19 protein-coding genes are annotated in these 12,479 nt (G+C 65.7%); 5 read left to right on the top strand and 14 right to left on the bottom strand.

Going from position 1 to position 12,479, the window contains the following annotated elements; all coding sequences use genetic code 11:
• The first annotated feature begins 127 nt into the window (after positions 1-127).
• A complete protein-coding gene (locus RIC54_RS09375; protein WP_350092955.1) occupies positions 128-781 on the top strand; it encodes a class I SAM-dependent methyltransferase in 654 nt (217 codons plus the stop codon).
• A 26-nt stretch (positions 782-807) separates the two neighbouring features.
• Here the strand turns inward: RIC54_RS09375 and RIC54_RS09370 are convergent, their stop codons facing one another.
• From RIC54_RS09370 to rpsU, 6 genes are all read right to left on the bottom strand, one after another.
• Positions 808-1,554, bottom strand: coding sequence for an RES family NAD+ phosphorylase (locus RIC54_RS09370; protein ID WP_350092958.1), 747 nt, complete (start codon positions 1,552-1,554; stop codon positions 808-810).
• Entirely contained in the window at positions 1,526-1,900 is a 375-nt protein-coding gene (locus tag RIC54_RS09365; protein WP_350092961.1) for an antitoxin Xre/MbcA/ParS toxin-binding domain-containing protein, read from the bottom strand. Before RIC54_RS09365 ends, RIC54_RS09370 begins: the two co-directional genes overlap by 29 nt.
• Positions 1,901-2,007: 107 nt before the next feature.
• Complete coding sequence (locus tag RIC54_RS09360) at positions 2,008-2,394, bottom strand: nitrile hydratase accessory protein (RefSeq protein ID WP_350092964.1); 387 nt, start codon at positions 2,392-2,394, stop codon at positions 2,008-2,010.
• Positions 2,391-3,047 (bottom strand): nitrile hydratase subunit beta, encoded by a 657-nt coding sequence (gene nthB, locus RIC54_RS09355; protein ID WP_350092967.1) that lies wholly within the window; start codon positions 3,045-3,047, stop codon positions 2,391-2,393. Before nthB ends, RIC54_RS09360 begins: the two co-directional genes overlap by 4 nt.
• On the bottom strand, positions 3,044-3,715 hold the full coding sequence (nthA, locus tag RIC54_RS09350) for a nitrile hydratase subunit alpha (RefSeq protein WP_350092970.1): 672 nt from the start codon (positions 3,713-3,715) through the stop codon (positions 3,044-3,046). The genes nthB and nthA overlap by 4 nt, the downstream gene beginning before the upstream one ends.
• 170 nt (positions 3,716-3,885) lie before the next feature.
• Positions 3,886-4,089 carry a 30S ribosomal protein S21 gene (rpsU, locus tag RIC54_RS09345; protein ID WP_007668602.1) on the bottom strand — a complete coding sequence of 68 codons (204 nt, stop codon included), beginning with the start codon at positions 4,087-4,089 and terminating at the stop codon, positions 3,886-3,888.
• Between the two features lie 169 nt (positions 4,090-4,258).
• Here rpsU and def point away from each other — a divergent pair, with 169 nt between their 5' ends.
• Both def and RIC54_RS09335 read left to right on the top strand, forming a co-directional pair.
• A complete protein-coding gene (gene def / locus RIC54_RS09340; RefSeq protein WP_350092974.1) occupies positions 4,259-4,810 on the top strand; it encodes a peptide deformylase in 552 nt (183 codons plus the stop codon).
• Positions 4,807-5,472, top strand: coding sequence for a COQ9 family protein (locus tag RIC54_RS09335; RefSeq protein WP_350092977.1), 666 nt, complete (start codon positions 4,807-4,809; stop codon positions 5,470-5,472). The genes def and RIC54_RS09335 overlap by 4 nt, the downstream gene beginning before the upstream one ends.
• On the opposite strand, the gene RIC54_RS09330 is transcribed toward RIC54_RS09335, so the two are convergent.
• Entirely contained in the window at positions 5,429-6,523 is a 1,095-nt protein-coding gene (locus RIC54_RS09330) for a 5-(carboxyamino)imidazole ribonucleotide synthase (protein WP_350092980.1), read from the bottom strand. The two genes, RIC54_RS09335 and RIC54_RS09330, sit on opposite strands and share 44 nt — an antisense overlap.
• Complete coding sequence (purE, locus tag RIC54_RS09325; RefSeq protein ID WP_350092983.1) at positions 6,520-7,026, bottom strand: 5-(carboxyamino)imidazole ribonucleotide mutase; 507 nt, start codon at positions 7,024-7,026, stop codon at positions 6,520-6,522. The genes RIC54_RS09330 and purE overlap by 4 nt, the downstream gene beginning before the upstream one ends.
• Before the next feature lie 171 nt (positions 7,027-7,197).
• On the opposite strand from purE, the gene RIC54_RS09320 reads away from it, so the two are divergent.
• Together RIC54_RS09320 and RIC54_RS09315 are read left to right on the top strand one after the other, a co-directional pair.
• Positions 7,198-7,734, top strand: coding sequence for a response regulator (locus RIC54_RS09320; protein ID WP_350092986.1), 537 nt, complete (start codon positions 7,198-7,200; stop codon positions 7,732-7,734).
• A 27-nt stretch (positions 7,735-7,761) separates the two neighbouring features.
• Positions 7,762-8,262 carry a hypothetical protein gene (locus tag RIC54_RS09315; RefSeq protein WP_350092989.1) on the top strand — a complete coding sequence of 167 codons (501 nt, stop codon included), beginning with the start codon at positions 7,762-7,764 and terminating at the stop codon, positions 8,260-8,262.
• 24 nt (positions 8,263-8,286) lie between these two features.
• Here the strand turns inward: RIC54_RS09315 and RIC54_RS09310 are convergent, their stop codons facing one another.
• The 6 genes from RIC54_RS09310 to RIC54_RS09285 all read right to left on the bottom strand — a co-directional run bounded on the left by RIC54_RS09310 (position 8,287) and on the right by RIC54_RS09285 (position 12,361).
• Positions 8,287-8,469: a DUF465 domain-containing protein gene (locus RIC54_RS09310; protein ID WP_350093471.1), complete on the bottom strand. Its 183-nt coding sequence runs from the start codon at positions 8,467-8,469 to the stop codon at positions 8,287-8,289.
• 116 nt (positions 8,470-8,585) lie between these two features.
• Complete coding sequence (locus RIC54_RS09305; RefSeq protein ID WP_350092992.1) at positions 8,586-9,101, bottom strand: GNAT family N-acetyltransferase; 516 nt, start codon at positions 9,099-9,101, stop codon at positions 8,586-8,588.
• Positions 9,091-9,822, bottom strand: a complete 732-nt coding sequence (locus RIC54_RS09300) for an ABC transporter permease (protein WP_350092995.1) — start codon at positions 9,820-9,822, stop codon at positions 9,091-9,093. The genes RIC54_RS09305 and RIC54_RS09300 overlap by 11 nt, the downstream gene beginning before the upstream one ends.
• A 2-nt stretch (positions 9,823-9,824) precedes the next feature.
• The gene (locus tag RIC54_RS09295) at positions 9,825-10,541 is read right to left on the bottom strand and encodes an ABC transporter permease (RefSeq protein WP_350092998.1); all 717 of its coding nucleotides are present in this window, start codon (positions 10,539-10,541) and stop codon (positions 9,825-9,827) included.
• Between the two features lie 79 nt (positions 10,542-10,620).
• Positions 10,621-11,481 (bottom strand): transporter substrate-binding domain-containing protein, encoded by an 861-nt coding sequence (locus tag RIC54_RS09290; protein WP_350093001.1) that lies wholly within the window; start codon positions 11,479-11,481, stop codon positions 10,621-10,623.
• 58 nt (positions 11,482-11,539) lie between these two features.
• Positions 11,540-12,361: an ABC transporter ATP-binding protein gene (locus RIC54_RS09285; protein WP_502989685.1), complete on the bottom strand. Its 822-nt coding sequence runs from the start codon at positions 12,359-12,361 to the stop codon at positions 11,540-11,542.
• Positions 12,362-12,479 lie beyond the last annotated feature (118 nt).

Raw genomic sequence — 12,479 nt, 5'->3', positions numbered from 1 at the left:
CAGGCAGGCCAATTTAGTCAATTTCTATTCGGATACGTAAGAGGTACGAGCAGGAGTCGGCGTACTCACCAGGCCGGCCCCTTCGACGAACATGTCATCAACGCCACTGCTTCGGGACACCTGCATCATGACGACCGTCGACACCGTGAGCACGGCCACGCCCCGTTCGGCCCGCTTCTGGGATCGGATCGCGGAACGCTATGCGAAAAAGCCCGTTGCCGACGAGGCGTCCTACCAGCGGAAGCTGCAGATTACGCGGAGCTACCTGCGGCCCGACATGGATGTAATGGAGTTCGGGTGCGGCACGGGATCCACCGCCCTTGTCCTGGCACCCGACGTGGCTCGCATCACGGCGATCGACATCTCTTCCAAAATGATCGGGATCGCGCGCGGCAAGGCCAAGTCCGCCGGGGTCGCCAACGTCACGTTCGTGCGCGCCGCGATGGACGAGTTCGACGCACCGGCCGAGCGTTTCGACGCTGTCCTCGGCATGAGCATCCTGCATCTTCTGGAAGACCGGGACGCAGCCATCGCGAAGGTCCACGGACTGCTGAAGCCCGGCGGGGTGTTCGTCACGAGCACCGCGTGTCTCGGGGATTTCATGCGCAGCTTCAAGCTGATCGGGCCAATCGGACGGTTCCTGGGACTGCTGCCCCTGGTGAAGGTGTTCACCTCCGTCGACCTGGAGAACAGTCTGACGGCACAGGGATTCCGGATCATCGAGCGCTGGCAGCCCGGAAAGGCACGAGGCGTTTTCATCGTCGCGGTAAAGGCCGGGTAGGCGGGGAATAGCGCACCAAGGATCGATCAACCGAGGCGCGGATCGTTGAAGTCGCTCCGGCGGAATGACAGGCCCTGCGCCGGAAATTCGCAGACGCAGGTCACGACATCCCCCGTCATGTGCAGCCACCAGGTCTGTTGCCCGGTGATCTGCCGGCCCCGCGCCAAAGCCTCCGGGCGCAGGACGGCTATGTTCCGGCGTCGCTCCGGATCACGCACGCTCTCGTACAGGATCGCCTCGACGCCGGCCTGCCGCGCCGCGTCGGCGAGGCTCTGGCATGGTCCGTAGTCGGAAGGGCGCGTCCAGTCGGCACGGTCGCGGCTTAGCGGCGGCAACGTCAGATCCAGGGCCAACCCTGTGACATCGGCCTGGAACGCGGTGTGTGGCATGTTGGATGGGCGCCCCCGCATGTCGGTGAAGCTGAAGAACAGGAAGCGATAGAACGCCGTCTCCGCCATCGCGGTCCCGATCGCCTCGGCCGCGTAGAACACCCCGTCATCGGCGCCCGGTCCCTGGTCGTGTCGGCGAAACCGCGAGCCGGGGTAGCCCGGCCGGTAGCGAAACGGGGTCGACAACAGGTAGTGCAACCCCCGCGCTGCATGTGGGAGCGCCGGCTTCACGGTTTCGATCTCGGCTTCCAGGATGGCCTGATCCGCCAGGTTCGCATCATCGACCAGGGCCAGGGTCGAGTTGCGGTGCTGGGCCTCCACCACCCGCCAGAACGCGCCCTCCACCGGACGTCGTTCAGACGCGAGCGCGGAAGGCGTCCACATGCGCCGCCACCTCGGTCAAGCCCATGATCGTGGTGATCCGCTCGATCGGCCGTCCAGCCAACGCGCGGTTGTCGGAGACCAGCCACTCACGCGCCAGTGCCCGGTCGCCGCCCATGATCGAATCGAGCGAGCGGTACAGCCGCAACAGCAGCAGAGCGAGTTCATAAGGCTTGGTGTCGGGCCGCAACTCGGTGCCGGACGCCAACCGCGTTACCGACGCCGGAGAGAGGCCGAGGATGCGGCCGAGGGTTGTCTTGTTGATCTGCAGTGCTTCGGCCGCCTTAAGCGCCGCCACCGTCACCACGCGCGCCCGGTCATCCGCCGTCACTGTCTCGGGTGCCGCCATCATTCACCTCCAGATCAGTCGCGCCATTTGAAATAATATAGCGTGAGTTTTTCAAATGGAAGATAGGGGCGCCATTTCAGTTAACTGGGGAATCGCCGCCAGGGCGTTCAGTCCCGCTCGTCTTCCGGCAGCAGGATCGGCTCGCCGTGAGGAGCACGCTCGGCGGCGCGGGCCCAGGCCTGGACGCGTCGGGAAAGCCGGTCGGCGGTCAACTCGGTTTTCGCCAGCACTAGGCCCTCCAGCGCCTTCAGCCAGTGCCGGTAGTAGGTGTCGCCGAGATCCGGGTCGCCGGCCGCCTGTGCCGCCTCGATCTCCGACGACAGGGCGGCAGCCCACTCCGGCCAGGTGAACAGCCCGCTCTCGTGCAGCTTCACCGTCATGGCGAAGGCCTGAGCTTCCCAAGGTTCCCGGAACACCGGGCCGTCGCGGTCGATCGGAATCTTTGGAAGGGCTTCGATCGGCGGCAGCGGGCCGGGTGATGAGGCCGCGGTCATGCCCGCTCCAGATAAGGTTCCCACAGGTCGAGATGGACGGCACCGTCCTGCGCCTGGGCGCCCCACAACTCCGCGGCATCGAACGCCACATTGTACAGATGATGCGCCACGCCGTGCTCTCCGCGGGCCGACGCGTCGGCATAGACATGGGCGCCATGGTGCAGCACCACCGTTCCGGTACGCCCCCGCACATAACGCGGTGCGCGGGTGTGCCCGGTCGGATGATCCACGCGCACCCGTACCGTGTCGCCGATCGCGAACCGCGGCGCCTCGTTGATCTCGCGGGTGTAGGGCGAGCCCTGCTGCAGCGCCTTGACCACTCGGTCGGCGTGGATTGGCTCGACACCGGCAGGCTTCGGCTGTGTCGCCTTGCCGGTCCGCAATTCCTCCGCCGTCACCAGGCCTTCCTCGACCAGCAGAACCTCCAGGCCGTGCAGCCACTGCTCGTAGTATGTGTTCTCAAGATACCGGGCCGGCGGCTGCTGCTCGCGGGCCGAGCGTGCACGGTCGATGTTCCAGCGGCCGAGGCCGCCACAGGCGAGGGTCAGTGCAAAGGCCCGACGCTCCCAATCCCCGTGGAACCGGTCGTCCTCCGGTTCGTCCTGCACCGCACCGAAGCCATGCATGCCACCCATGTCGTGCGCGCCGTTCATTCCGCGGCCTCCCGTGCACTTCGGGCCGGATAGACCACCTGCTCGACCCCGATCATGGCGTTGCGGGTGACCAGCGCCGCCAGTTCAGCCTCCGACAGGCTCTCAGTGCCGGCAGGCCGTTGCGGCAGGACAAGGTAGCGTACCTCGGCGGTGGAATCCCACACCCGGATCTCGACGTCCTCGGGCAGGGTGGTGCCGAAGTCCGCCAGCACGCCGCGCGGGTCGATCACCGCCCGCGAGCGGAACGGCGCCGACTTGTACCAGACCGGCGGCAAGCCGAGCACCGGCCACGGGTAGCAGGAGCACAGAGTGCAGACGACGAGATTGTGGACCTGGTCGGTGTTCTCCACCGTCACCATGTGTTCGCCCTGGCGACCTTCAAACCCGAACGATTTGATCGCCGCCGACGCGTCGCGCAGCAGCCATTCCCTGAACGCCGGATCGACCCAGGCGCGCGCCACCACGGCGGCACCATTGCGGGGGCCGACCTTCGTTTCGTAGATGTCGATGAAGGTGTCGAGAGCCGCAGGGTCGACCAGCCCCTTCTCGACCAGCAGCGACTCCAGAGCCTTTACCCGCAGCTCCAGCTCACCCAGGCGCGGATGCTCATGATCATGATCGTGGTCGTGACCATGGTGATGATCGTGATGATGGTCGGCTCCGGCCATGGCGCGCTCCCGGGAATCGATCGTGAAGATCGATGATCCTAGAGCGGACGGCGACAGCGGGCAACGCCGCCAACGGCCAGATCACAGCGGATTCCGGACACGCAAAAAGCCGCCCGGCCGGGCGGCTCCGCGTCGGGTATCCCGGGGCCGAAGCCCCCGGACGCCGTGTATCAGTAGCCTTCGCGCTCCATGCGCTTCCGCATCAGCTTGCGATGCCGGCGAAGCGCCTCGGCGCGCTCACGCGCCTTCTTCTCGGACGGCTTCTCGTAGTTCCGGCGCAGCTTCATTTCACGGAAGACACCCTCGCGCTGCATTTTCTTCTTAAGCGCGCGCAGGGCTTGGTCGACGTTATTATCGCGAACGGTAACTTGCACGGACTTACCACTCCTTTCGTTTTCCGATCTCAGCACAGCAAACGACAGCCAACAGACCCTGTTATCAGGAGCCCTGGCTGCCGACGTTTTCCTACCATAGCCGAAACCGCGGCACCACGCCAGCGGGGGTCGGTTTACCCACGACGATGGGCGCGCTATATGCCCCATCATGACAAGCAAGTCCATAGTCCGTGTTGGCGATCCGGTATTGCGCAGCGTGGCGGCCCCGGTACCCGACCCCACCGCCCCCGCGGTCCGTCAACTGATCGACGACATGGTCGACTCGCTCGAGGAAGCCGGTGGCATCGGCCTGGCGGCGCCGCAGATCGGCGTTCTGCAGCGCGTTCTGATCTTCTGGGTCCCTGATGCCCGCGCCACCGACGAGCCGGACGACGGCCCCTGCCCGCTGACCGCACTGATCAACCCGGTGCTGGAACCGCTGGACGACCGCATGGCGCGCGGCTGGGAAGGCTGCCTGTCGATTCCCGGCCTGCGGGGCGAAGTGCCCCGACACCTGCGCATGCGCGTTTCGGCGACCACGCCGGAGGGCGAACCGTTCGAGGCGATCGTCGCCGGCACTCGCGCACGCGTTCTGCAGCACGAGGTCGATCACCTTGATGGTATCCTCTATCTTGACCGAATGACCGACTTCACCCGTTTCGGCTTCACCGAGGAGGTCCTCGAAGCGGAGGCCGAGCGCCGTTCCAGGGAGCTGACATGATCCGCACGCCGGAAATGGACACGCTGCGCGACCGCATCCTGGACGCTGCCCTGCCGAACGTGGTGTTCGACGGCTGGAGCCGGAAGGCGCTTGTCCACGGCGCGACTGCGGCGGGCCTCGATCCGGCCGACGTCGACATCGCCTTCCCGCGCGGCGTACGCAGCGCGGTGGAGCACTGGATGCGCCGCGCCGATTCCGCCATGGCCGCCGCGCTGGAGGCGGCCGACCTCGATTCCATGCGGATTCGCGACCGGATCGCCTTCGCGGTCCGCACCCGGCTGGAACAGGCCGGCCCGCACCGCGAAGCGGTGCGGCGAGCGCTGGCCTACCTGGCGCTGCCCGGCAACCCCAGGCTGGCGGCACAGAGCCTGTACCGTACCGTGGACGCGATCTGGTGGGCCTGCGGCGACCGGTCTACCGATTTCAACTTCTACACCAAGCGCGGCCTGCTGGCGGCGGTCTACAGCTCCACCCTGCTCTACTGGCTGGATGACACCTCAGAGGATCACGCCGATACCTGGGCGTTCCTCGACCGAAGGATTGCCGATGTCATGCGGGTACCCAAGCTGACCGGACGGTGGCGTGAGTTGCGCGGCAAACTGCCGAGCCCACTGCGCTTCATGCGGGCGTATCGGACATCAAGGGGCGCCGCCGCCGGTTGACGTGCCCCATCTTGCGGCCGGGCCGGGATTCGGCCTTGCCGTAGAGGTGCAGCTTGGCAGACGGATCGGCCATCAGCGCCGGCCAGGCGTCCGCATCGTCGTCGATCAGGTTGAGCATCTCGGTCTCGAACAGCGCATCAACGGGCCCGAGCGGCAGCCCCACGACCGCTCGCACGAACTGCTCGAATTGCGAGGTCGCACAGCCGTCCTGGGTCCAGTGCCCGGAATTGTGCGGGCGCGGCGCCATCTCGTTGACCAGCAGCTGCCCGTCATCCTTGACGAACATCTCAACGGCGAGCAACCCGACCAGATCCAGCTTCCCGGCCAGGGTCTCGGCCGCCGCGCACGCCGCCGCGAGTATCGCCGGATCGATCGGCGCCGGTGCCAGGCTGCGGCGCAGGATGCCGCCGCGGTGCTCGTTCAGCGCCGGCGGAAAGGTCCGGGTCGCTCCGTCCAGTCCACGGGCCACGATGACGGAAATCTCGAAGTCGAAGTCGATCCGTCGTTCCAGGATGGCATCGTCGGTGGCGATGTCCTGCCACGCTTCGCGCAATGAGGTATCCATGCCGACCGCGACCTGCCCAAGGCCATCGTAGCCGAACCTGCAGGTCTTCAGGATTGCCGGGACCCCGACCACCGCAATCCCCTCCGCCAGTTCGTCGAGCGTCGTGACGCCCCAGAACGGCGCGGTCTCCAGACCGCAGTGCCTGGCGAACCGCTTCTCCTCGACCCGGTGCTGGGCGACCTGCAGCGCCAGCGGCCCCGGTCGAACCGGAACATCGCGCGCCAGCCGCTCGACGGTCTCGACCGGCACGTTCTCGAACTCATAGGTCACGACGTCGACCGACCCGGCGAACGCCGCAAGCGCCGACGCATCATCCCATTCCGCCACCGTGACGGCGGCGGCAACCTGCGAGGCGGGACCATCCGCCTTGGGATCGTAGATGTGGCAGCGATAGCCGAGATTGGCGGCTGCGAGCGCCGTCATGCGCCCAAGCTGACCGCCGCCGAGAATGCCGATCGTGGAGCCGGGGGGGAGCGGAGCCGTCATGCGCCTTCGTCACTTGGTTCGTCAGCCACTGCCTCGGACTGCCGTTGCCGCCAGTCCGCGAGCGCAGCGGCGACGGCGGCGTCCTCCAGGCCGACGATCGATGCCGCCATCAGGCCGGCATTGATGGCCCCGGCCTTGCCAATCGCCAGGGTTCCGACCGGAACGCCGCCTGGCATCTGCACGATCGACAATAGGCTGTCCATACCGGACAACGCCTTGCTCTCAATCGGGACGCCGAGCACCGGCAGCGTGGTCATCGAAGCGGTCATGCCCGGCAGGTGCGCCGCTCCACCGGCACCAGCGATGATCACCTTGATTCCTCGACCCCGGGCGGCTTCCGCGTAGCCCATCATGCGTTTCGGCGTGCGGTGCGCGGACATGATCCGGCACTCGTGGGCGACCCCGAGGGCGGTCAGCGTCTCAGCGGCATGGCGCATGGTCGGCCAGTCGGATTGACTGCCCATGACGATGCCGACGACCGGCTGCGGCGACTGCTTGGCCATAACTCCTCCGGGCCTGTCGGCGGAAGGCGCGGATTATAGGAACCCGGCTCCCGGGTGCAAGCACGCAAGCCGTGCACCGTCGACGTCAAGCTGACAGCGCACGGGAGAGGCGATAGACTTGGCGCCAGCAGATTTGTGCACAATCAAACCGGCATCGGCCAGAACGCGTTCATGAAGGCTTATTCACTGGAGAACGTGTCCGCCCTGGTGGTGGACGACAATCGCTTCATGCGCACGATCATCGTGAACGTGTTGCGGGGCCTATCGATCCAGTACGTCGCCGAGGCACGGGACGGGCACGAGGCGCTGGAGGAATTAAGGGCTACCGCGATCGATCTGGTGGTCATGGACTGGGAGATGGAAGGAATGAGCGGCTTGCAACTGCTGCAGACGATCCGCAGCGGCAAACGCGGCATCAACCCGCTGATGCCGGCGATCGTCGTCTCGGCGAACACCATAGCGCGCAACATCATCCGCGCGCGCGACGCCGGCATGACCGAATTCCTGGCCAAGCCGGTGTCGGCCGCCAGCCTGTACGCCCGAATCGTGTCGATCATCGAAAACCCTCGACGTTTCGTTCGGACCGGTTCTTATTTCGGGCCTGACCGTCGTCGCCGTTTCGATCCTGACTATGTCGGTCCGAAGCGGCGCACCGAGGACAAGACAGGCGGCGACCTCAACGATCTGGACGCCGTCAAGCGCGCCTGACCAACGGGGTCTTCGGGAGAACTGCCAATGGCCGACAACAAGCCGAAGGTCGAATTCGTCGACAACCCGAACCCGCTGCGCAGCAAGGTGAAGGTTAAGGCCGGAGCCGACCCGTCGGAGCTGATCGCCCAGGCCAATGAGTCGGTGAAAAAGCTGAGCGGCGAGTTCGAAACGATCTTTGCCGAGAGCGTCGCCGCCCTGACGTCGGCGATGACCGAAGTCCGGCAGACCGGCATGACCCGAGAGCAGGGCCTCATCCGCATGCGCCGGCTGCTGCACGACCTGCGCGGCCAGGCCGGAACCTTCGGCTACCCGCTGGTCAGCCAGGTCGGTGACAGTGCCTGCAAGTTCATAGATTTGTCCGAGGCATCGGGTGACACCGAGGTCACCGTCCTGTCGATGCACATCGACGCGCTGAAGGCGATCAACCAGGCCAAGATCAAAGGAGACGGCGGTTCGATCGGCCAGGAGCTGATGAACGGCCTGCGCAAGGTGATCCTGAAGCATAACGCCGGGACAACCGAATAGCGGCGCGGCTCCCGCCGAGCCTGTTCAGGCGATGATGTCGGGCAGCAGCCGGCTCTCCAGGCGAAGGATGTCGTCCTTCAGAAGCAGCTTCCGCTTCTTCAGCCGCTGAAGCTGCAGCTGGTCGAACGGTGCCTTCTCCAGAAGCCTTGCGATGACGTCGTCCAGGTCGCGATGTTCGGTCTTGAGATCCGCCAGGCGGGCCTTCATTTCTTCCAGATCTTCCACCCTTGCCCCTCAAAAAGCAGCGCGGCCGGCGACGTCTTCGTTTCAAGCCTAACCTAGCACGGCACCGATGGACGAAACGACCGTTTCGAACGGGGATCTCATGCGCTCCACACCGCTTTCGCCGCGGTCAGGATCATCGCCGGCCCCTCCGGGAACTGCCGGCGGCCACGCTCGCGGAATCCGGCCCGTTTGAACGCAATGATGGCCGGCCAGTTGTCCGGGTGCGGGCCTGACACCAGTCGACTGACCCCATGCTCGGTGAACAGCCGCGTCGCCAAAGTGCGGATGATCATCCGGCCGTGCTTGCGGTTGATCAATCCCGGATCGCCGATCAGGAGATCCACGCCGCGGGTGCCCGGACCGACATCGTCAACCCCGGCCCAGGGACTATCGTCCTGTGCGACGTCGTAGTCCTGGACATAGCCGATCGGATGGCCGTCCAGATCGACCCGCCACGGACGGATCCCCGACGGTGCAGTATCCTCCGCGCGAAATGCGTCGATGACTGGTGCGCTCCAGGAGGGCTTCCACCAGCGGACCACGTGCGGTGCCGCCACCCAGGCCACCAGCGTCTCAACCTCGTCCGCCGGATAGGGGACCAGGTCAATGGACACTGGCGATATCCTGCTCCGCCGCGTCCTTGACGTGCCGGCGCGCCATCAGGTCGGGCGACAACCGGTTCTCCAGCATGTCGACCGCGCGGGTGATCACGAACACGATCGTCAGGTAGATCGCGCCGGCCATGATGAACAACTCCAGCGGTGCGTAGGTCTGGCTGACGATCTTGCGGGCGATGCCGGTGATCTCCAGCAGGGTGATCGTGCTCGCCAGCGACGTCGACTTGACCATCAGGATGATCTCGTTGCCATAGCCGGGCAGGGCCTGGCGGATCGCCTGCGGGAACACCACCCGGCGGAACCGCAGCCAGACGTTCATGCCGCAGGCCTTGGCCGCCTCGACCTGGCCCCACGGCACCGATTCGATGCCGCCACGGATGATTTCCGAGGTGTAGGCACCGGTGTTCAGGGTCAACGCGATGATCGCGCACCAGTACGCCTCGCGCAGCACCGGCCACAGGAAGCTGTCCTTGATGAAGTCGAACTGGCCGGTGCCGTAGTAGATCAGGAAGATCTGCACCAGCAGCGGCGTACCGCGGAACACGTAGACATAGATGCGCACGAAGGCTTCCAGCGGACGGATCCCCGAGGTCCGCAGCACCGCCAGAACCACCGCCAGGAAGAAGCCGATGAACAGCGACAGCCCGGCCAGCTTCAGCGTCATCGGAACGCCGTCCAGCAGGGCTGGAAAATATTCGGCGAACAGTTCGAAGCGCATGGTCAGGCCCTCCGCACGCCGCGATTGGCCCACAGTTCAGCCAGCCCGAACGCCCGGTTGGAGCCAGCCGTCAGCAGCAGGTAAAGGCACGCGGCCGAGACGTAGAACACGAACGGCTTCTGGGTCGAGCCCGACGCGATCGACGCCGAGCGCATGATCTCGACCAGCCCGACGATCGAGATCAGCGAAGTGTCCTTGAGCGTCAACTGCCACACGTTGCCGAGGCCCGGCAACGCATAGCGCGCCACCTGCGGCACCAGGATCCGCCGGAACAGCAGCCAACCGCTCATTCCGCAGGCCCGGGCCGCCTCGATCTGGCCGGCCGGCACCGCCAGCACCGCCCCGCGGATCACCTCGGTGGAGTAGGCCCCGGAAACCGTGCCGAGCGCGATCGCACCAATGGTGAAGGCGTTCAGTTCGATGTAGCCGTCGTAGCCGAACAGCGAGCGGGCGATCGCCATGACCGCCTGGTTGCCACCGAAGAACAGCAGGTAGATGACCAGGAGATCCGGCACGCCCCGGATGACCGTGGTGTACCCCTGTCCGATCCAGCGCAGCGGCGGCACGTAAGACAACTTCGCGCCGGCGCCCAGCGATCCGATCACCACGCCGAGCACGAACGCGACGGTCGCCAGGAGCAGCGTCCACAGCGCACCGCGGACCATCTCGTCACCCCAGCCAGCGTCGCCCCAGGTCAGCAGGCTAATCCACTCGGACATACTCGGATGGCCCTCTCGCGCGAAACAGGGCGGCCGGGATCATCGGCCCGGCCGCCCCGTAGAATGCGTGCGTATGCGCTTACTTCGCCGACGCGTCGAAGCCGAACCACTGGACGGCCAACTTCTTGATCGTCCCGTCGGCGATCGAAGCGTTGATCGCCTTGGTGAACATGTCGTTCAGCGCCTTGTCCTCCTTACGGATGCCGGCGCCGACGCCATTGCCGAACGGTCCGCCGGTCATGCCCGGGCCGACCATGACCATGTCCTTGCCCTTATCCGAAGCCAGCAGCGGCACCCAGTACGACGCCGAAGCCAGCGCGGCATCGACCCGCCCGGCCTGCAGGTCGAGATCCAGGTTCTCCTGGGTGTCGTAGGTCTTGATGGTCACGTCCTTGCCCAGGTACTCGCGCAGGAAGTTCTCGTGGGTTGTGGAGATCTGCACGCCGACAGTCTTGCCCTTGAACTCCTTGACGATGGCGTCGAGCGCGGTCTTCTCGGCCGCGTCGACGTCCTCAAGGGTCAGCGCGTCCACCCCTGTCTTGAAGCCGGCGGACTTGTTGCCCTTGGTCACCACGAACACGCCCGGCGTAGCCGCATAGGCGCGCGAGAAGGAGATGACCTCCATGCGCTTTTCGGTGATCGACATGCCGGCCATGATCACGTCGTACTTGCCGGCCTGCAGGGCCGGGATGATTCCTTCCCAGGCCTGCTGGATCACTTCGCACTCGACCTCCATCCGCTTGCACAGATCGGCGGCAAGGTCGACTTCGAAGCCAACCAGCTTGCCGGCACTGTCGGTGAAGTTCCACGGTGCGTAGGCGCCCTCGGTGGCGATCTTGATCTTCGAGCCCTTGCCCCATTCCTTGGCCGACGCGTCGGCGGCAATGCCAGCGACGGCAATCGCCGCGACCGCGGCGAGCGTGGTAAGCGTCTTCTTCACGTGAAGTCCCTCCTGGTCTCTTGTTCGTCCCCGTCGGACATTCCGTCCCGTCGGACCTCTATCCCGTGACTTCGTGTGCCGAAGTCGCGAGGAACTGGCGGCAGCGTTCGGATCGCGGATCGCCGAACACCTGGCTCGGCGGCCCCTGCTCCTCGATCCGGCCCTGGTGCAGGAACACGATCTCGCTCGATACCTCGCGGGCGAAGCGCATCTCGTGGGTAACGATGATCATGGTCCGGCCTTCGTCGGCAAGGTCGCGCATGACCTTGAGGACCTCGCCGACCAGTTCCGGGTCAAGCGCCGACGTCGGTTCGTCGAACAGCATGACCTGCGGTTCCATGGCGAGCGCCCGGGCGATCGCGCAGCGCTGCTGCTGGCCGCCCGAAAGATGCGCCGGGTACTGGTCGCGCTTGTCAGCAATCCCGACCTTGTCCAGCAGCGCCTCGGCGTGCTCGATCGCCTCTCGCCTGGGAACGCCGAGCACGTGGACTGGCGCTTCGATGACGTTCTCCAGAACCGTCATGTGGGTCCACAGATTGAAGCTCTGGAACACCATACCCAGCCGCGACCTGATGCGATCGACCTGCTTGGTGTCAGCCGGCCGCATGCCGCCGGCACGGGACGGCACCATGCGGATCAGCTCGCCGGCGACCCGGACATCGCCCGAGTCGGGGAGTTCCAAAAGGTTGATGCAGCGCAGGAAGGTTGACTTGCCCGACCCGGACGCGCCGATCATCGAGATGACATCGCCCTCGCGGGCGGTCAGAGACACGCCTTTCAGAACTTCAAGGCTACCGAAGCACTTGTGCAAATCGGTGACCGATAACATCACGCCGTCGGCCGGGGCGGCGGCGGCAGGATCGGACGGGGCGACGGCCATCGACGGTCCTGTGTCGGAATGCGCTGCAACAATCGTGTAACGCGCAGCATAACCGCCGGTGCCGGTCCAGCAACGGATTTTTGCCGGAACGGATCGACTGCGTTCTCAAGGCGCGACG

It is taken from the genome of Thalassobaculum sp. (assembly GCF_040219215.1).
In the GTDB taxonomy this organism is placed as follows: Bacteria; Pseudomonadota; Alphaproteobacteria; order Thalassobaculales; family Thalassobaculaceae; genus Thalassobaculum_A.
The sequence above is the reverse complement of the archived record's forward strand: the minus strand, read 5'-3'. Positions and strand labels throughout refer to the sequence as shown.

Bases quoted from the DNA above. Each gene is read 5' to 3' on its own strand.
- RIC54_RS09315 (WP_350092989.1), top strand. From the start codon at position 7,762: ATGGCCGACAACAAGCCGAAGGTCGAATTCGTCGACAACCCGAACCCG.
- RIC54_RS09295 (WP_350092998.1), bottom strand. From the start codon at position 10,541: ATGTCCGAGTGGATTAGCCTGCTGACCTGGGGCGACGCTGGCTGGGGT.
- RIC54_RS09320 (WP_350092986.1), top strand. From the start codon at position 7,198: ATGAAGGCTTATTCACTGGAGAACGTGTCCGCCCTGGTGGTGGACGAC.
- RIC54_RS09375 (WP_350092955.1), top strand. From the start codon at position 128: ATGACGACCGTCGACACCGTGAGCACGGCCACGCCCCGTTCGGCCCGC.
- nthB (WP_350092967.1), bottom strand. From the start codon at position 3,047: ATGAACGGCGCGCACGACATGGGTGGCATGCATGGCTTCGGTGCGGTG.
- RIC54_RS09360 (WP_350092964.1), bottom strand. From the start codon at position 2,394: ATGACCGCGGCCTCATCACCCGGCCCGCTGCCGCCGATCGAAGCCCTT.
- RIC54_RS09300 (WP_350092995.1), bottom strand. From the start codon at position 9,822: ATGCGCTTCGAACTGTTCGCCGAATATTTTCCAGCCCTGCTGGACGGC.
- RIC54_RS09330 (WP_350092980.1), bottom strand. From the start codon at position 6,523: ATGACGGCTCCGCTCCCCCCCGGCTCCACGATCGGCATTCTCGGCGGC.
- nthA (WP_350092970.1), bottom strand. From the start codon at position 3,715: ATGGCCGGAGCCGACCATCATCACGATCATCACCATGGTCACGACCAC.
- def (WP_350092974.1), top strand. From the start codon at position 4,259: ATGACAAGCAAGTCCATAGTCCGTGTTGGCGATCCGGTATTGCGCAGC.
- RIC54_RS09370 (WP_350092958.1), bottom strand. From the start codon at position 1,554: ATGTGGACGCCTTCCGCGCTCGCGTCTGAACGACGTCCGGTGGAGGGC.
- RIC54_RS09335 (WP_350092977.1), top strand. From the start codon at position 4,807: ATGATCCGCACGCCGGAAATGGACACGCTGCGCGACCGCATCCTGGAC.
- RIC54_RS09310 (WP_350093471.1), bottom strand. From the start codon at position 8,469: ATGAAGGCCCGCCTGGCGGATCTCAAGACCGAACATCGCGACCTGGAC.
- RIC54_RS09365 (WP_350092961.1), bottom strand. From the start codon at position 1,900: ATGGCGGCACCCGAGACAGTGACGGCGGATGACCGGGCGCGCGTGGTG.
- purE (WP_350092983.1), bottom strand. From the start codon at position 7,026: ATGGCCAAGCAGTCGCCGCAGCCGGTCGTCGGCATCGTCATGGGCAGT.
- RIC54_RS09285 (WP_502989685.1), bottom strand. From the start codon at position 12,361: ATGGCCGTCGCCCCGTCCGATCCTGCCGCCGCCGCCCCGGCCGACGGC.